Below are 18972 nucleotides of genomic sequence, written 5' to 3' on the forward strand. Positions count from 1 at the left end.
TATTTCCGGAGCCTTTCGGCACCCACTTGAAGCTGCGATATGCGATCTCAGGCCTTAAGCATTGACTGCGTCTGCATAATCGCCCATCTTCATCAGCTTGTATTCCTTGACCAAACGGATGCAGGGGCGGATACCAAATAACACAGAGCCGATAACAAAAAGCCAGGTACCTGCAACCATCGTGCGGTCGCTAAAGAAGAGGAAAGACCCAATGAGGAAGGTTGCCGCTGCGACCACATCCACAATGGTGTAGGCCAATTCATAGATCGCAGCAACTTCCATATGCTGCTTGGATTTGAGCGCATTACGGGGATCAAAGAATTTTGGCATGAGCATCAGCATAGACGCGGTGAGCAACAGCACACCATTGTCTTCACCACCTTTTCAACGCCCGCCGTTTTAGGCGTGTCACCTCACGCCTGGACGCGCAATACCGCCGTGTAGCTGGGTAAGCCCTGATACCCCACGGTGTTTTGGCCCGAAACATTCCTTCCTTTTTCCGGGCAGCACCACCCCTGAGGTGGGCAAAGAGCAGGTGCACAGACAGGGGATGCGGTTAGGTTTTAAGAATTTAAGCCTGTACATTTTTGCACCGTACTGGTAACGGAATGAAACACTTTTACTCCCTTACCCCGGAGGCAACGATGCATCGTTGTCTTTTTCAGCAACCTGCCATCAAGGATGAAAGATGACGCAATTATGACCACTGCAGCGACGAATGCGGCCAAGGAGCCACAGCAACCAGTAGCAAACCCAGACGCCACCACTACCCCACCGAGCAGGGAAACCGTGGGCAGCTTCATTATGAAGGTGCTCAACGGTATCTCCATCGCAGTGGTCGTCGCCCTTGTCCCCCAGGCACTACTTGGTGAGCTGCTCAAAGCGCTCGTTCCGCACTTCCCGTCGCTGCAAACCTTCCTTGGTCTGATCGCGCTTTCGGCCACCATGTTGCCGGCCATCATCGGCTTCTTGGTGGGCATGCAGTTCAAGCTGAACCCCATCCAAAACGCCACCGTTGCTGTGGCTTCCGTCCTTGGTTCAGGCGTAGCTCAGGTCGATCCCAATGGCGGTTTCCACCTCCAAGGCACAGGGCTTGTGATCAACGCCGGTCTTACCGCCGGCATTGGTGTGCTTATTGCTAAGTACATCGGCCCCAAACTAGGCCAGTACATGGTGCTGTTTTTGCCCATGATCGTCGTGGTTGTTGCCGGTGGCATCGGCTGGATGGTCACCTACCCTGCCGTGAAGGTATTCAGCGTTTGGCTCGGTGAAGTCATCGTGGGTGCAACCAACCTCCAACCCATCTTGATGGGCACGATCATGGCCGTCGTCTTCGCATTCTTAATTCTGAGCCCGATTTCTACCGTGGGTATCGCCACCGCCATCTTCCTCTCAGGTATTGCTTCCGGTACCGCGAACCTCGGTTGCGTCTGTGCCGCCTTTGGCGTGTGTGTTGCCGGCTGGCGCGCGAATCCCGTAGCTGCCTCCCTCCTGCCCGTGATTGGTTCGCCCAAGGTGCACATGGCCAATATCATGGGTCGCCCCTTGAACTTCCTGCCTATTCTGTGCAGCTCGGCAATCGTGGGCGCCGTTGGCGGCTGGCTCGGCATTGCCGGCACGCCGATTTCCGCGGGCTTCGGCATCTCCGGTTTGGTAGGCCCTGTTACCGCTTTGAATGCTGAGGGCTGGGGCTGGAGCTTTGGCAATATCTTGATCATCATCGGCATCTTCGTCGTACTGCCGCTGCTGTGCTCGATTGTGTTTGTTCGCCTCTTCCAGCGCGCAGGCCTGATCCGCCCTGATCACTACCGCTTGAGCTTCATCTAACAGCCTTATCTAGAACCGGTGCCCCGCAACAGATGTTGCGGGGCTTTTTGGCGTTGCAAGACGCTCCCTCAGCGCGATGCGGAGGCTCGGGTACTCGGGAGTGGCACAAAAATAACCCCCGCTTCACGTAGGTGAAGCGGGGGTTAGAGCTTTAGGTTTGAAAGCTCTTGAGGGCTTACTTCTCGTCGCCCTTGAAAGCGCCGATAACCTTGTCGGCAGCTTCCTTAACCTTCTCGCCGACGTTGTCGGCAGCTTCCTTCACGTCGGACTTAACCTGGTCGGCCTTGCCCTCGTTCTTGATGTCGTCGTTGCCGGTAGCCTCGCCGAAGCCTTCCTTGACCTTGCCGCCGAGATCCTCAGCCTTGTTTTCGAAATCGCCCATGAGATCCTCCTAATTTTTATACTGAATTTCTTTTGTGCGAACGCGCCACTGCTTGGAAGCTTTCGCCTCCGGGGGCAGTGAGTGTGCCCTAGGGCACCGTGCGCCGCTGCCTCACAACTATAGCGCAAGGCGCATGGTTTGAGCCTCGTTCAAAGGAAGTTCCAAGGCAACCGTTATTGTTTTGCAATACGGCTAAATCTGTTTACAGCACCATGGCAGCGATCCAACCAGATGCCAGCAAAGGCAGGTTGAAGTGCAAGAACGTTGGAATCACGGTGTCGCGAATGTGGTCATGCTGGCCGTCTGCATCCAAACCGGCTGTGGGGCCGAGTGTGGAGTCTGATGCGGGCGAGCCTGCGTCGCCAAGCGCACCTGCGGCACCGACGATGGCGACGGTAGCCGCCGGGGAGAACCCAAGCGTTGCACACAGGGGCACATAAATCGTGGCGATGATGGGCAGGGTGGAAAAGGAAGATCCGATACCCATGGTGACCACCAAACCAACCAAGAGCATGGCAAAGGCCGCGAGCCCCTTGGAATCGCCAACGAGGTTGGCAGAGGCCGTAACCAGAGATTCCACCTCGCCGGTTGCCTTCATCACGGAGGCGAAGCCCTGGGCGGTGATCATGATGAAGCCAATCAGTGCCATCATGCGCATACCTTGGCTAAAGACATCGTCGGCGGCCTTCCAGTGCACAGCACCAGTGCCCATGAAGATGGCAAGACCAACCAGTGCACCAATCAGCAGCGAATCGGCCTCAGTGCCGATAGCCTGCATCCATACCTGCACACCGAACGTGGCGATGATCGCGATGATGGAGACGATCACCTTATAACGCGAAACCGTTTGGTCTTCCACGCCAGCGGCGATATCAATGGTTTCGTAGTCGCGCGGTTTGCGGTAACTGAAAAACACGGCAATCAACAGGCCAGCGACCATACCCATGGCGGGGATGGCCATCACCTTGAGGATGTTGATGCCGTCGGTGTCCATGCCAGCTTGTTGTATATTGCCAAGCAGAATGTCATTGAGGAAGATCGAGCCGAAGCCCAGCGGAATCCACATATACGTGGTGACCAAACCGAAGGTCATGACGCAGGCCACGAGGCGACGGTCGAGCCTGAGCTTATTCATCACGGCCAACAGTGGCGGGATGATCAGCGGAATAAACGCAATGTGCACCGGGATGAGGTTCTGGCTCATCACGCTCATGGCGAGGATGCCGGCAAGCATGAGCCATTTCGCCACCGAGACTGCCTTCGAGCGGGTTTCTTGGGAGCTCACCCCCACCTTGTCCATGATCCAATCCGCCAGAAGCTGCGGTAGTCCGGAAGAGGACACCGCCATGGCAAACGCGCCGAGCAGTGCATAACTCAGGGCAATTTTTGCACCGCCCGAGAGGCCATCTTCAAAAGCGATCATGGTCTGATCGATGCCCAGGCCCGAAAGCAGGCCGCCAACGAGGGCGCCGAGGAACAGGGAAATTACAACGTGGACGCGCAGCAGTGCCAGCACAAGCATGACTACCACTGCGATCAGGACAGCATTCATGCTTTATAAATTTAATCCACTAGGGCGCATATTCCAGATTCTTACCCCTCGTGGGGTTAGCCCCTTTTTTCACCCCTTGCACAACCCCAGCACAGTCGCTGCACAACCCCCTTCACAGCCCCTGCGCGACCCCCTGCAGCCACCCAGCCCCAGCCCCTCGCCCGGCTCGAAACCGCGCAGAGCTGGAGATCCTGGAAGGCGTTATTTCGGCGGCAGTAGCGCGTCCAATACCGGTAGCGGAACAAGCACACTATCGGCGAGGGTGGAAAGCACTGAGGGATCGACTATCCCACGCAGTTGCTCACGCACCGACCACAAAGGCACTGCCGGGACGGTAGAAGAGCCCTGCCCCACCAGTGCTTGGACGCTCAAGGCCTGCTGAACATCTTGGGTTAATTGCGCTGCCGGGCCGAAGGTATTGGCCGCCACCACAAAGCCAGGACCGAAGCTGGCTGAGGCGTGCACGCTTTGGCGATCATCAGACCAACCGAATTTCGTGGCCCAGATTCCCGGCAAGGTGGCTGTTCCATAATCCTGGCGATACCCATCTGCTGCCACCGGGGCTGCTGTGCGCATGCCATTGATCAGCGGCCACGCCACCGGGTCGAGGGCGATGGCTTGAAGGAAGCGCGCCATGTCATTGGTGGAGGTGGTGGTATTGCCCCAGAAGCCGTTGTAGTGGGTTTGCCCCAAACCGAATTGGGCAATGACTTCCGGAATGGCCTGCGGATACTTCCTATCCAACTCGGTGGCAATGCGATCATCGGAAAAGCGGATCATGGTTTCCACCTTGGCTTTATCCTCAGCCGCACCGTGATGCAGTACCCAGTAGCCGAGATAAAGCTTGGAAAGTGATAGCGCAGGACGCGACTGGTCAGCATTCGGCGTCGCTGCACGAACTCCAATCGGGGTATCCACCGTGATCTGGGTGCGATCCGGCACGCCATTAATTGGCACTTCTAGCGCCTGAGCCATGGGCGCTGCAGCAAAAGGAAGCGCCGCTGCGAGCACCAGGCTCGCGATGCGCGATGAGCGACGAGGGCCGAGCGTTTGCATGGAAGGAATCATCAAAGCCTCTTTTGCTTTCTGGGTTCATTGATGCCTGGATCGTTGGGGATCGCGTCGCAGATTTGCTCGCCGCCACTTCCACCACTGAGCCTGCAGGCGGTGTTGGGAACACATTGCAGCCTACTCCTGGGCTGTTTGGATCCAATAATGCTTTTCGACGTCCCCCTGCCGCCAACCCCACAACGCCCACCTTGGAGTTACTGCCACAAGCCCTGCATCGCACCCCCTCGCGGCTGCCGGATCGCCCTCACGTACACCGTGGAAGTTGGAAGTGCATTCCTTGAGTGCTTGAAAACTGTTCATTGGCTCCAAAACCTTGGTCTGAAGCGGGAAAAAATGGCTAAAAGCAAAGCGATTTACCCCCGTGTCACCTCGCGCATGCAGGCGATTTGTGCGAAGCTATCATTTACCTGTTGAGTAACAGATAAGTATTCGCACCAGTAGCAGAGGTTTCCATGCGCACTATCGGCTTGTATAACCCAGAACACGAAAAAGATGCCTGCGGTGTAGCCTTCGTGGCCAATATGCACGGCAAGGCTTCACGAACGCTTGTCGATCACGCCATCCAAGCGCTCGTCAACCTCGATCACCGTGGTGCCGCTGGAGCAGAGAAAAACACTGGTGACGGCGCTGGAATCTTGATTCAGATCCCAGACGCTTTCTATCGCGAAGTGTGCGAGTTCGACTTGCCAGCACAGGGCAGTTACGCCACCGGCATCGCCTTCTTACCAAGGGCTCGCATGGCCATGTTGGACGCCAAACGCGAAATTGAAGCCATCGCGAAGGAAGAAGGCGCCCGGGTGATCGGCTGGCGCGACATGCCAACCAATCCCGAAGGCTTAGGCGAGATGGCACTTGATGCCATGCCCAGCTTCGCCCAGGTGTTTATCGAGGTTGCTCAACCTTCGGATGCAGAGTCCGACTCCGAGCTTCTCAGCGGCATCGAACTCGACCGCGTGATGTTCTTTATTCGCAAGCGTTGCGAGCGCGAGTTGGGCACCAAAAACGGTGAGGAAACCGTCTACTTCCCCTCGCTCAGCGCCCGCACCATCGTGTACAAGGGCATGCTCACCACCCCGCAGTTGGCCAAGTTCTACCCGGATCTGCGCGACCCTCGCCTCAGCAGTGCCATTGCTTTGGTGCACTCGCGCTTTTCCACCAACACCTTCCCGGCGTGGCCTTTGGCTCACCCTTATCGCCTGGTGGCTCACAATGGTGAGATCAACACCGTGCGCGGCAACGAGAACTGGATGCGTGCGCGTGAATCGCTGATCCGCTCGGAGCAACTTGGTTCCTTAGATCGCGTGTTGCCGATCTGTACGCCCACCGGCTCGGACACCGCTCGCTTTGACGAAGCACTCGAGCTGCTGCACCTCGGTGGCCGCAGCCTGCCCCATGCGGTGATGATGACCATCCCCCAGGCCTGGGAGCACGCAGAGATCGCGCCTGAACTGCGCGATTTCTATGAGTACCACTCCTGCCTCATGGAGCCTTGGGATGGCCCTGCCGCCGTTGCCTTTACCGATGGCACCCTCGTTGGCGCCACCCTAGACCGCAATGGTCTGCGCCCTGGTCGCATCTGGATCACCGACGACGGTCTGGTGGTCATGGCCTCTGAGGCCGGCGTGCTTGATATTGCACCGGAGAAAATCGTCAAGCGCACCCGCGTGCAGCCTGGCCGGATGTTCTTGGTCGATACTGCCCAAGGCCGCGTGATTGAAGACGAAGAGATCAAGCGCGAACTGGCTACGGCCGAGCCCTATGGCGAGTGGATCGAGCAGAACTTCGTCCACCTGAAGGATCTGCCCCAGACCCGCTATGAGTACATGCCGCACAATCGTGCGGTCTTGCGCCAGCGCGTCTTCGGCATTACTGAAGAAGACGTCGATCTGATCATCCGCCCGATGGCGCTGGAAGCCTCCGAGGCGATTGGTTCCATGGGGTCTGACACCCCGATCGCGGCGCTTTCTGCTCGCCCACGCATGCTCTTCGATTTCTTTGCACAGCGCTTTGCACAGGTGACCAACCCGCCGCTGGACTCGATTCGCGAAAAGCCCGTCACCAGCATGTTCACCCTTTTAGGTGCGCAGTCCGATGTGCTCAACCCCGATGCTGAGGCAGCGCGGCGCATCCACATGGATCGGCCAATTATCGATAACCACGAGCTGGCTACCTTGATCCACGCCAATGACGATGGCGATTGGCCTACCTTCGGCGCTGCCGTGATCTCTGGTTTGTACCCGGTGGCGCATCACGGTGCGGGTATGCGCGAGGCTATTGCGCGCGTGCGTCGAGAAGTTTCTGAAGCCATTGCAGAAGGCAAGTCGATCATCGTGATTTCGGACCGCGAATCCGATGAGCGTTTCGCCCCGATCCCCTCCTTGCTGCTGACTTCCGCGGTGCACCAGCACCTCGTGGCCGAGCGCACCCGCACCCGCGCCTCGCTGGTGATCGAGTCCGGCGACGCCCGCGAGGTACACCACCTGGCCATGCTGATCAGCTTCGGCGCCGATGCCATTAACCCCTATATGGCCTTTGAAACCATCGATGAGCTGCGCATGAAAGGCCAGTTGGGTGAGCTGAGCCTGGATGAGGCCTGCCGCAACTACATCCAAGCGGCTACCTCCGGTGTGTTGAAGGTGATGTCCAAGATGGGTATTGCCACGGTGGCTTCCTACCGTGGTGCTCAGCTTGCCGACGTCACCGGCTTACACCAAGAGCTGCTCGATGAATATTTCGGCGGGGTGCATTCGCCCATCTCAGGTGCAGACCTTGAAGATATTGCCGATGATGTTCGCGCACGCCACCGTGGTGCATTCCTGCCTCGCCCTGAGGAACATGCCCACCGTGAGTTGGACTTGGGTGGTGAGTACAAGTGGCGTCGAGAAGGCGAATACCACCTGTTTAACCCCGAGACCATTTTCAAGTTGCAGCACGCCACCAAGACTGGTCAGTACAACATCTTCAAGGAATACACCCGCAAGGTGGATGATCAGTCCAAGCGCCTTGCCACCATTCGTGGCCTGTTCGAGTTCGCCTCGGATCGCGAGCCGATCTCCGTGGATGAGGTGGAGCCGGTTGCAGATATTGTGAAGCGCTTCTCCACCGGCGCGATGAGCTACGGCTCGATCTCCGCTGAAGCCCACGAGGTGTTGGCCATTGCCATGAACCGCTTAGGTGGCATGTCTAACTCCGGTGAGGGTGGTGAAGATCCAGCACGTTTCGACGTAGCCCCCAATGGCGATTGGAAGCGCTCTGCCATCAAGCAGGTGGCCTCGGGTCGCTTCGGTGTTACCAGCCACTACTTAAGCAACTGCACTGATATTCAGATCAAGATGGCTCAGGGCGCAAAACCTGGCGAGGGCGGCCAGTTGCCTCCGCACAAGGTCTACCCCTGGGTTGCAGAAGTTCGCATCACCACCCCCGGTGTTGGTTTGATCTCTCCCCCACCACACCACGACATTTACTCCATCGAGGATCTAGCGCAGCTTATCCACGACCTGAAAAACGCCAACCCCGATGCGCGCATTCACGTCAAGCTCGTCGCCGAGCAAGGCATTGGCGCTGTGGCAGCAGGTGTGTCTAAGGCTCACGCCGATGTGGTGTTGGTGTCTGGCCACGATGGCGGTACTGGCGCTTCCCCGCTGACCTCGCTGAAGCACGCAGGTGGCCCCTGGGAGCTGGGCTTGGCAGAAACGCAACAGACCCTTTTGCTCAATGGCCTGCGCGATCGTATTCGCGTGCAGTGCGATGGTCAGCTCAAGACCGGCCGCGACGTGGTGATCGCGGCACTGCTTGGTGCCGAGGAGTTCGGTTTTGCTACCGCCCCCTTGGTGGTTGAAGGCTGCATCATGATGCGCGTGTGCCACCTGGACACCTGCCCGGTGGGTATTGCCACGCAGAACCCGGAGCTGCGCAAGAAGTTCACCGGCCGCGCAGAACATGTAGTGAACTTCTTTACCTTCATTGCCGAAGAGGTTCGCGAGTACCTAGCCCAGCTCGGTTTCCGCTCGATTGACGAGGCCGTGGGCCAAGCACAGGTACTGCGCATGACCGAGGATGCTGCCACCGAGCGCGCCGGCAAGCTGGATCTTTCGCCGATTTTCCAGCGCGTTGAATCCCAGCACTTCCGCAACCAGAACCTGCGCTGCACTAAGACTCAGGAACACTCCCTGGAGCAGGCACTGGATAACCAGATCATTGCCGATACGCAGCTGACGATCGACGCTGCTGCCGCCAAGAGTTCGGCGAGCGCACCGGCCTGGATGGCTGCCGGCGAAAACCCCCATATCGAGCTGCACTACCCCATTTCCAATGTGCACCGTTCCGTGGGCACCATGACTGGTTCGCGCATCACCCGCGCAGCCGGTGCCGCCGGGTTGCCGGATCACACCTTGCAACTCAACTTCACGGGCTCTGCCGGCAACAGCTTCGGTGCCTTTATTCCGAAGGGCATGACGCTGAAGCTCACCGGCGATGCCAATGACTTTGTGGGTAAGGGCCTTTCCGGTGGCCAGATCGTGGTTCGCCCGCATCCGGATGCACCACAGCAATTGGAAAACAATCCGGACATCATTGCCGGCAACGTGGTCGGTTATGGCGCCACCAGTGGTGTGCTGTTGATCGGTGGTTCTGTTGGCGAGCGCTTCTGCGTTCGTAACTCCGGTGCCACCGCGGTGGTCGAAGGCGTTGGTAACCACGGCTGTGAGTACATGACCGGCGGCACGGTGCTGATCGCAGGCGAGGTCGGCGATAACTTCGGCGCCGGCATGTCCGGCGGCATCGCCTACCTACGCAAACAAGAGCAGCTCGAATCCAAGCTGAACCCGGATGTTGCCAATGGCGTCGAGGAACTTCTCAGCGAAGACCGCGAGACCATCAGCGACCTGCTCAACGCGCACGCTGAGGCCACTGGTAGGCAGCTTGATCTTGAGCCGGATGACTTTATCAAGATTGTGCCCGCACCGTATCGCAAGGTGCTGGACGTGATCGAAACGGCCACTGCCGAAGGCAGGGACGTCAACGTAGCGATTATGGAGGCAGTGAAATAATGGCTGATCCACAAGGATTTCTTAAGTTCGACCGCGAAGAGCCAGCGCACCGTCCTGTGCCGCTGCGCTTGATGGATTACTCAGAGGTGTACGAGGCTGCACCCGAAGGCCAGATTGAGCGTCAGGCAACCCGCTGCATGGACTGCGGTGTGCCGTTTTGCCACGAAGGCTGCCCTTTGGGCAACATCATTCCCGAATGGAATGACCTGGTGCGTCAAAACCGCTGGCGCGAAGCCTTTGACCGCCTCCACGCCACCAATAACTTCCCGGAATTTACCGGCAGGCTATGCCCCGCCCCCTGCGAGGGTGCATGCGTGCTTGGGATCAATGATGATCCGGTGACCATTAAAAACGTGGAGCTGGCTATTGCCGAGCGCGGTTTTGAAGAAGGCTGGGTGCAACCAATGCGCCCAACCCTCGACACCGGCATGCGCGTGGCAGTCGTAGGCTCTGGCCCTGCGGGTCTGGCAGCAGCCCAGCAATTGACTCGCGCTGGTCACACCGTGACGGTGTATGAACGCGATGATCGCCTCGGCGGACTGATGCGCTATGGCGTGCCGGAATACAAGATGGAAAACCGCTGGATTGACCGTCGCCTTGAGCAAATGCGCGCCGAGGGCACCGAATTCCGCACCGGCGTATCCCCCACTGCCGCAGACTTGAATGTCTACGATGCGGTGGTGCTTGCCACCGGCACACCAATTCCGCGCGAACTTCCCGTTGAAGGCCGCGAGCTCGAAGGCATTTACCCGGCGATGGAGTATCTCAACCTCCAAAACCGCGTATGCGAGGGCGATACGGACGCCCCGGCCATTAGTGCCGAAGGCAAGAAGGTGGTCATCATCGGCGGTGGCGATACCGGCACCGACTGCTTTGGTACCGCTTTGCGCCAGGGTGCTGCCAGCGTGACGCAATTTGATATTCGCCCGCGCGCCCCGAAGCACCGCGCTGCCTCTACCCCTTGGCCGATGTATCCGCTGGTATATCGCACCGCCACGGCTCATGAGGAAGGCGAGTATGTGGTGCAGGGCAATGAGTCTGCCGATGAGATCGAAGCACTCGGCCTGGCTAGCCGTGAGCCTGGTTCACCGCTGGGTAACCGCGTGTATAACGTCAATACCGTGAGCTTCCATGGCGAGGATGGTCGTGTGACCTCGTTGCGTGCCAATGAGGTGCAGGTGGTCAATGGTCGCCGTGAGGCGATCGAGGACACCGACTTTGAAATGGACGCAGATCTCGTGCTCCTTGCCCTGGGCTTTAGTGGTGCCGAGCGCGGCGGCGTGATCCACGAGCTTGGTGTGGCTTTTGATGAGCGTGGCCGGATGGTTCGTGATGAGGACTACCGAGCACAAACCAAGCCGCTGTTTCCTGGCTTTAAGCCACGGGTGTACGTGGCAGGCGATAATGGCCGCGGCCAATCGCTGATCGTGTGGGCCATTGCTGAAGGCCGTGCCTGCGCTGCTGCCGTGGACGCCGACCTCATGGGTGAAACGGCACTGCCCGTGGCGGTGACCCCGCGCACCGAGCCTTTGAGCGTGCGTGCCTAGCGTCGATTAGCTTTTCGACGCCCCCGCGCCGCCCAAGCCGCGGCGCATCCCCTGGGCACCGACGGCGTTGAGATCTGGAAGATCATCGAGGGTATCGCCATCGCCAAGCTGTTCTCTGGTGATGGTGGATACCGTGCCGTCGGTTTCAAGCACCATCGCGGCAATATTGTGGAAGCTGCCGTGGCCTGCCTGGCGTGCGGCTTGGCGCACGTCGGCTTCTCCCAGCCGGGCGGCTTTGAGGCCTTCTTCTACCATGCGGCCGTCGTACACCAGCACCACCGGTGAGGCAGTGACGAGCTTGCGCAGCCCCAGGCGATCACGAATCACCCTGGCCACAATGAATTGCAGGGCCAGCATCAAGGCGATGGCGGTCACGCCCGCGCTAAAGGCCAAGTCGGTGGAGGTCACTGCCGTTGCGAGCATAGAGCCCACAGCCACGGTGACGGCAAAGTCGAAGGCATTGAACTTTGCCAATGAGCGTGCGCCGGTGATGCGCAGCATCACCAGAAGTGCGACGTAGGAGCAGCTTCCTACGAGCAAAATTCGAATGATTGGATCAAGACCAGAAAACCACATGGGCTTCAGTATGCCCTAGCAAAGCTGGCTCCACGGAATAGTGCAGACGACGCAATCGTTGCACTAGACATGCGAATTGATATTTGGACTGACGTCGTATGCCCCTTCTGCTTTGTGGGCAAGGAGCACTTGAATCAGGCGCTGGAATCCTTCGAGCACGCCGACGAAGTAGAGGTGCACTGGCGAGCCTTCGAGCTTGACCCCACCTTGTCCGCTCAACCTGAAGGCACCTTGGTGGAGGCCATTGCCAAGAAGTATCAGGTGAGCGTGGAAGATGCCGCCAATAGCCAACGCCAAATGGCGCAGCGTTTAAGCGAATACGGGGTGGAATTTGATTGGGAACATGCCAAATTCGGCAACACCTTTGATGCACACCGCTTGATCCAATTTGCCCAGGACAAAGGCAAGGGCACGCAGATGCAAGATGCCCTCATGCGGGCATATTTAGAGCAGGGCAAGAATATTGCAGAGCACGCAGTATTGCTCGATATTGCCACCGGCGTAGGTTGTGATCGAAACGATGTTGCCGCCTTGCTCGAAGGCGATGAGTACGGCGATATTGTGCGCGCAGATGAGGCCCAGGCCCACCAGATTGGTGTGCAGGGCGTGCCATTTTTCGTGCTGAACGCTAAATTCGCGCTTAGTGGTGCACAACCAGTAGAGGTGATGCTCCAAGGGCTCGAACACGCTTGGGCAGATGAGAAGAACCTGCTTGCTCAACCCACCCAAGCACAAGGCTGCTGCGGCTCCGATGGTTGCTGCGGTGGATCCGAACAACAGTAAGCACAGCACCGAAAAGAGGCACTTTGTGAACCAAGAACAACACGACTACGACGTTGCAGTGATCGGCTTTGGCAAAGCCGGCAAAACCATTGCACGCAAACGCGCCGAGGCCGGGGATTCGGTGGTGCTCTTTGAGCAATCGCCCCGAATGTACGGCGGTACCTGCATTAACGTCGGCTGCGTTCCTACCAAGAAGCTGCTCTTTGAAGCCCACAAGACTACCGGCTCGGATGCCCGAGCCCGCTGGGAGGAAATCAAAGAGGCACGCAATGCGCTGGTGTCCACGATGAACGAGGCCAATCTGGACATGGTGGAACAAGCGGGCGTGAAGGTGGTGACGGCTCGGGCGAAATTTGTGGGGGCTCGAGAGATCGAAGCAGACCAGCAGCGTTACCGTGCCAAGACGGTGATTATTAATACCGGCGCGAGTGCCAGGACCTTGGATATTCCAGGTATTGATGATCCACGAGTGGTTGATTCCACCGGCGTGCAGTTTTTAGAGCAGTTGCCAAAGCAGTTGCTCATCGTCGGCGGCGGCCCGATCGCCATGGAGTTTGCATCACTGTTTATCTCACTCGATGTGCAGGTGCGGATGCTCGATCAGAGCCCGCAATTCGGTGGGCCTTTTGATCGGGATGTTGCCGATGCGGTGCTTGAGCACCTCCAAGACCAGGGCCTGGAATTCATTGCCAGCGCCGATGTGCAGCGCATTGATGCCGATGAGCAGCTCAAGGTGCATGCCACGGTGGATGGTGCCGAGCGCAGCTTCGATGCCGATGCGGTGCTGGTAGCCATCGGCCGGCAGGCGAATACTCAAGATCTCGGGCTCGAGCATGCCGGTGTTGATGTTGATGATCGCGGTTCGGTGGTCGTCGATAAGCACCTGCATACTTCCGCTGATGGGGTCTATGCCGTTGGAGATGTCAACGGTGGCCCGCAATTTACCTATATCTCCTTTGATGATCACCGCGTGGTGCTTGACGATCGATGGGGCGAGGGGGCTCGTGATACCGCCGATCGTGTGATCCCCACTGCGACCTATATCGATCCGCCTTTGGCCACGGTGGGCCGCAACGAGGCACAGCTTGAACGCGAGGGCATCAGCTTTGAGGCGAAAAAGGCCAAGATTGCCGATATTGCCGTGATGCCAAGGCCGAAAATCGTCGAGCAAACCACCGGTATGGCCAAATTCCTCATTGGCGAAGACGACCAGATCCTCGGCGCCACCCTGTGGTGCGTGGATTCCCAGGAAATTATCAACACCGTCGCCCTTGCCATGCGCGTGGGCATGACGGCCACGGAACTTGGCGGACAAATCATCACCCACCCGGCCAACTCCGAGGTCTTGAACGGGGTGCTTGGCTAAGCGCCGGGAGCTTTCACGCCATGCGATAGCATCGGGTGGCGTTCTTAGCTTTTCGACGTCCAGGAGCCCTCATGCCCAATCGCCTCACCCGGCGCGCCATGGTTGTTTGGCTAGCGGCGGTGGCGGTGTACGTGGTGGCCATCACCGGCCGTACCTCCTTTGGAGTTGCCGGCGTGATGGCCATGGGTCGCTTCGAGATCGATGCCTCGCGCCTGGCGGTATTTACCGCCGTGCAAGTAGGCGTATATGCATTAGCCCAGATCCCCACCGGGATGCTGGTAGATAAATTCGGCCCGCGTGCCCTGCTGCTTGCTGGTGCCATCGTGATGGGGCTCGGGCAAATCCTGCTCGCTTTCGCTCCGGCCTATTGGATGGCCATCGCTGCCCGCGTGCTCATCGGCGCCGGTGACGCCACCGCATTCCTATCGGTGATGCGCCTGATCCCGGTGTGGTTTCCGGCCAAACGCGCACCACTATTCTCCCAGCTCACCGGCGCACTTGGGCAATCGGGGCAGTTTATCTCCGCGGTGCCCTTCTTATACATGCTCAACACCACCGGCTGGACCTGGGCTTTTCTCAGCCTCGGGGCGGTGGGCATCTTGATCGCCGCGGCTGCGTGGATCTGCATTAGCGATACACCCGATACTGCACGCTCCCAACGCAGCCTCAAGGTGCCTGCTGCAGCAGGCCCGCGGCTTTCTCTCGGCATGCGCCTTCGCATGGTGCTGCGCAGTGTGACTGCTTGGCAGGGCGTATGGATTCACTGGAGCAACCTTTCTCCTTTGAATATCTTCCTGCTGTTATGGGGCGTGCCGTTGATGAAGTTAGGCATGGGGCTAAGCCCCAGTGCCATTGCAACAGTGCTGATTACCGCCACCATTGGTTCGGTATGTGCCGGGCCTTTGCACGGCCTTATCTCTGCTCGCGCGGGACGCCACCGCGATGTGGTGGCTTTAGCTACCTCATTGCTGAACTGCTGGCTTTTTATTTGGTTCCTCAGCAGCGAACAGCCACGAAGCCAGGCAACACTGATGGTGATGATCCTGGTGGTGGCGCTGCTTACGCCCGCGGCGAACTATGGCTTTGATTCGGTCCGCGAAAAGCTCCAATACTCCGTGCTTGCCACCGGCACCGGATTGGCGAACATGGGCGGATTCATCGCCACCATGCTCGGGGCCCAGTTGCTTGGCAGCATCCTCGATTGGCACGCCGGTGGCAAAGAGTTTCGCTGGGCAGATTTCCAGGTGGCCTGGTGGGCCGTAGTGGTGGTGTGGGCCATTGGCGCCATCGGCATCGTGGTGTGCGCCAAGAAGATCAGAACGCAGCAGACCCCCAAAACCTAGAAGCACTGGAATACTTGGGGCTATGTCGGAACAATTCTTAACGGCCATGGGTCTGCCGGATGATATGAACCAAACGGTGCTGCATGTGCTTGAGCACTGCACCTCCAAGTGGGAAGGCGACCCTCGCTTCGAGCACATCGCCAACCTCACCGACCCCTCCGGGATCAGCGCCACCGTGATGATTGCTGAAGAAGACGTCGAGGTCGGTTTCGCGGTGCTTGGACAGGGCACGCTGCGGGTCGATGCCGTGCAGCTTCTACCCGGTGTGGCGATGCTAGATGTTTATGATGCCGATGGTTCGATGCTGACCCGCGTCTTGGCATTCGTCGATGATCCCCAGGCCTATCCCCTTGAGGATTTTCACAACATCACGCATGCAGCACACCTTGACGATTTTCACCTCGGGGCCATTGCCGTGGACATGCAGTGCTACGACACCCGCGAGGATTGGAGGGAGGCCACCAAGGAGCAGAATTTGGTCGTGCTCGACGATGGCAAAGAGGTAATGATCGGGCCGCGCTTTGTTACCTCCCCTTGGCTGTTTGCACTCGCAAGTGGCGAAGCCACCCAGGATGAGATCTCCCCGGTATCCCACGTCATCGGCGTGATCAATGCCGTGGATACCTGCACCAACGCAATCACAGGCGAGCAGTTCTATCGCCTCAGCATCAATATGGGCGTGGACATCCCCTTGGTCATGCCCATCGATACCACCCCGGCGCCAACACCTGGCGGGGTGGTTGATGGCCGTGCGTTCCTATGCGGCTCTTCAGGAATTTGGGTGGAAGAAGAGCACTAAAGCCAAAAGCCCCGTGTGGCCTGTTTGATCGCCAGGTCACGCGGGGGCTATGGGCTAGTGGGGCCGGGGTTTAGAGCTGGGGTTTAGGGCTGGGGTTTAGGGCTGAAAGCGACGGCCACGGGGCAGGGCAAGGTACTGGGTGTCGGTGTAATCATCGAGGCCTTCTACGCCGCCTTCGCGGCCGGTGCCGGATTGTTTGAGGCCACCAAAGGGAGCTGCTGCATTGGAGATCAGGCCAGTGTTGATGCCGGCGAGGCCTGCTTCGATGTTCTCGGCAAGGTCGAGGGCCAGTTCAATATCTTGGCTGAAGATATAGGAGGCCAGCCCATATTCGGTATTATTGGCTAATTCCACTGCCTCTTCGAGGCTGCTAAAGCTGATCACCGGGGCGATGGGCCCGAAGATTTCTTCGCGCAGTACTGCTGCATCGGCGGGGACGTTGGCAAGCACGGTGGGGGCGTAGAAATTGCCTGGGCCTTCGATTCGTTTGCCGCCACAGAGCACCGTCGCGCCTTGGGCTTGTGCATCTTCAACTAGGGCTGCGATGCGATCAAGTGCGCGGGCATCGATGACAGGCCCTACGTCGACGTTGGGTTCTAAACCAAAGCCGCACTGCATGTGCCCCATGCGCTCGGCAAGGCGCTGGGCGAATTCATCAGCGATGGATTCGTGGACAATAAAGCGGTTGGCTGCGGTGCATGCCTGACCCATGTTGCGCATCTTGGCATCAAGTGCACCTTGGACGGCGAGGTCGAGATCGGCGTCTGCCAGCACCACACAAGGGGCGTTGCCGCCAAGCTCCATCGAGGTGCGAAGCACATTGTTGGCGGCTTGTTTAATCAAGTGACGCCCCACGGCCGTCGAGCCGGTAAAGGAGATCTTTCGCATACGCGAGTCGTTGAGCACCACGTCGGATACAGCGGGAGCATCGGTGGAGCTCAGCAGGTTCACCACGCCGGCTGGCACGCCTGCTTCTTGGCACAGGGCCACTAATTTGTGTGAGGTTAAAGGTGTGAGCTCCGAAGGCTTCAAAATGGTGGTGCAGCCAGCCGCCAGTGCGGGGGCAAGCTTGCGGGTAGCCATTGCCAGTGGGAAGTTCCACGGGGTGACAAGGTAGGCAGGTCCGATGGGGCGCCGGCGAATAATCATCCGCAGGTGGCCTTCGGGTGCGTCGGTGTATCTGCCTCCGATGTTGCGGGCATGATCTGCAAACCAGCGTAGGAATTCCGCGCCGTAGGTTACTTCGCCGAGGGCTTGGTCATAGGGTTTGCCCATTTCTAAGGTCATAAGGGCTGCAATATCCCCGGCGTCGCGTTGGACGAGTGCAAAGATGCGGTGCAGGAGTTCGGCGCGTTGGGTGGCAGGGGTGGCTGCCCAGGATCGCTGAGCCTGTGCAGCGGCATCCACAGCCTTTTGTGCATCCTCTGCCGAGGCATTGGCGAGGGTGGCGATAACTTCCCCGGTCGCGGGATTTTCTACCTCGTAAGTACCCCCATTTGTGGCAGGCATCCAGGCGCCGTTGATAAAGAGTTCCGCGGGTACGCTGTGAGTAAGCGCGAGGTGACGTTCAGGATCCAAATAATCCGAGCAAAGCGGTGTTTTTCTTTGTTCCTGGGCACCCACCCTATGCACTGTGTTTGTCATTTATGCACAACTCCTTGTGACGCACTTCAAAACTTATTGTTCATTACTGACTACATCACTACCATGAGCACAACCAAAGTAGAAGGGACAACAGCATGACTTCTAGCGATCATGATCAACCGGGCACCGAAGCCCAGAACACCGAGCAAGAGGGTCAAAAGCGCGAGCTGAAGCGCGCGCCTCTGAACGTGGACTCACTGCTGTGGCGTTATGGCGCCGACGGCCGCATCCAGCTCATGCGCGGCTACACCGGCATTCTTCAAAATATGCACCCTGCTATTGGTCAGGCACTGCTGGATCACTCGAAGTTCTTTGAAGAGCCCTTCGCACGCCTTGAGCGCTCCACCCCGCAGATCATCGCCTCGATGTACACCCCCGATGATGAACTCTCGCACCGCATTCGCGACTATCACATCAACATCAAAGGCAAGCTTCGCGACGGCAGCCGCTACCACTCCATGGACCCCGACACCTACTGGTGGGCGCACGCAACCTTCGTCTACCGCGTGATCCGCACCCAGGATCTCTTCGGCACCCCCTTCACCGCCGAAGAACGCGAGCAGGTCGTACAAGAGGGCGTGACCTGGTGGGAGAAGTACGGCATGTCCAACCGCCCGGTCATCGACAACTACCAGGGCTTGGTGGACTACCTCGAAGAGATGACCAACACTGTGCTTGAGCGCAATGAGACGGTGGACTTCGCCCTGCGCACCGCCCGCGTGGAGCCGGTGAAGGCACCCGACAACGTGTCTCCGCTGGTATGGAAGGTGATCTGGAAGCCGGTCATGCGCAGCCTGATTTGGATGACGGTGGGCACCCTCGAGCAGTCCCAGCGCGACATCCTGCAGGTTTCCTGGTCTAAGCGCGACCAGAAGCGCTTCGATCGAGTATGCAATGTCATCCGCAAGGTATGGCCGAAGCTCAGCTTGAAGGCTCGCTACATGAACCCCGGCCGCGACGAGATGATCAAGCACGGCATGTTCGACGAAAACGACCAGCTCAAGCCAATCGGCACCATCCGCTAAACCCCAGCC

The 18972-nt window shown here is 58.6% G+C and carries 14 protein-coding genes; 8 read left to right on the forward strand and 6 right to left on the reverse strand.

All coding sequences use genetic code 11. The annotated features are described in order from the left end of the window. Positions 1-54: 54 nt before the first annotated feature. A complete protein-coding gene (locus tag IEU99_RS02415) occupies positions 55-330 on the reverse strand; it encodes a YrhK family protein (RefSeq protein WP_128889492.1) in 276 nt (91 codons plus the stop codon). Between the two features lie 474 nt (positions 331-804). On the opposite strand from IEU99_RS02415, the gene IEU99_RS02420 reads away from it, so the two are divergent. After that, the gene (locus IEU99_RS02420) at positions 805-1827 is read left to right on the forward strand and encodes a PTS sugar transporter subunit IIC (protein WP_128890792.1); all 1023 of its coding nucleotides are present in this window, start codon (positions 805-807) and stop codon (positions 1825-1827) included. A gap of 175 nt (positions 1828-2002) precedes the next feature. Here the strand turns inward: IEU99_RS02420 and IEU99_RS02425 are convergent, their stop codons facing one another. The 3 genes from IEU99_RS02425 to IEU99_RS02435 form a co-directional block, all read right to left on the reverse strand. Continuing rightward, positions 2003-2209, reverse strand: a complete 207-nt coding sequence (locus IEU99_RS02425; protein WP_128889491.1) for a CsbD family protein — start codon at positions 2207-2209, stop codon at positions 2003-2005. A 202-nt stretch (positions 2210-2411) separates the two neighbouring features. Then, a complete protein-coding gene (locus IEU99_RS02430) occupies positions 2412-3761 on the reverse strand; it encodes a Na+/H+ antiporter family protein (RefSeq protein ID WP_128889490.1) in 1350 nt (449 codons plus the stop codon). Positions 3762-3962: 201 nt separating this feature from the next. Beyond that, positions 3963-4829 carry a hypothetical protein gene (locus tag IEU99_RS02435; RefSeq protein WP_128889489.1) on the reverse strand — a complete coding sequence of 289 codons (867 nt, stop codon included), beginning with the start codon at positions 4827-4829 and terminating at the stop codon, positions 3963-3965. 455 nt (positions 4830-5284) lie between these two features. Between IEU99_RS02435 and gltB the strand changes: the two genes are divergently transcribed. Next, on the forward strand, positions 5285-9880 hold the full coding sequence (gene gltB, locus IEU99_RS02440; protein ID WP_128889488.1) for a glutamate synthase large subunit: 4596 nt from the start codon (positions 5285-5287) through the stop codon (positions 9878-9880). Then, positions 9880-11427, forward strand: a complete 1548-nt coding sequence (locus IEU99_RS02445; protein WP_128889487.1) for a glutamate synthase subunit beta — start codon at positions 9880-9882, stop codon at positions 11425-11427. The genes gltB and IEU99_RS02445 overlap by 1 nt, the downstream gene beginning before the upstream one ends. Positions 11428-11433: 6 nt before the next feature. Here IEU99_RS02445 and IEU99_RS02450 read toward each other — a convergent pair whose 3' ends face one another. After that, complete coding sequence (locus IEU99_RS02450) at positions 11434-12003, reverse strand: DUF421 domain-containing protein (protein ID WP_128889486.1); 570 nt, start codon at positions 12001-12003, stop codon at positions 11434-11436. A gap of 69 nt (positions 12004-12072) precedes the next feature. On the opposite strand from IEU99_RS02450, the gene IEU99_RS02455 reads away from it, so the two are divergent. From IEU99_RS02455 to IEU99_RS02470, 4 genes are all read left to right on the forward strand, one after another. Continuing rightward, entirely contained in the window at positions 12073-12786 is a 714-nt protein-coding gene (locus IEU99_RS02455) for a DsbA family oxidoreductase (protein WP_128889485.1), read from the forward strand. Between the two features lie 25 nt (positions 12787-12811). Further along, positions 12812-14152 (forward strand): dihydrolipoyl dehydrogenase family protein, encoded by a 1341-nt coding sequence (locus IEU99_RS02460; protein WP_229718343.1) that lies wholly within the window; start codon positions 12812-12814, stop codon positions 14150-14152. Between the two features lie 71 nt (positions 14153-14223). Then, positions 14224-15495: an MFS transporter gene (locus IEU99_RS02465; RefSeq protein ID WP_128889484.1), complete on the forward strand. Its 1272-nt coding sequence runs from the start codon at positions 14224-14226 to the stop codon at positions 15493-15495. Positions 15496-15517: 22 nt separating this feature from the next. Beyond that, positions 15518-16294: a hypothetical protein gene (locus IEU99_RS02470; protein ID WP_128889483.1), complete on the forward strand. Its 777-nt coding sequence runs from the start codon at positions 15518-15520 to the stop codon at positions 16292-16294. Between the two features lie 96 nt (positions 16295-16390). Here the strand turns inward: IEU99_RS02470 and IEU99_RS02475 are convergent, their stop codons facing one another. After that, complete coding sequence (locus tag IEU99_RS02475; RefSeq protein WP_128889482.1) at positions 16391-17938, reverse strand: NAD-dependent succinate-semialdehyde dehydrogenase; 1548 nt, start codon at positions 17936-17938, stop codon at positions 16391-16393. A gap of 95 nt (positions 17939-18033) precedes the next feature. On the opposite strand from IEU99_RS02475, the gene IEU99_RS02480 reads away from it, so the two are divergent. After that, positions 18034-18963, forward strand: a complete 930-nt coding sequence (locus IEU99_RS02480; RefSeq protein WP_128889481.1) for an oxygenase MpaB family protein — start codon at positions 18034-18036, stop codon at positions 18961-18963. Positions 18964-18972 lie beyond the last annotated feature (9 nt).

The organism is Corynebacterium pelargi, from assembly GCF_014635485.1.
Taxonomy (GTDB): Bacteria; Actinomycetota; Actinomycetes; order Mycobacteriales; family Mycobacteriaceae; genus Corynebacterium; species Corynebacterium pelargi.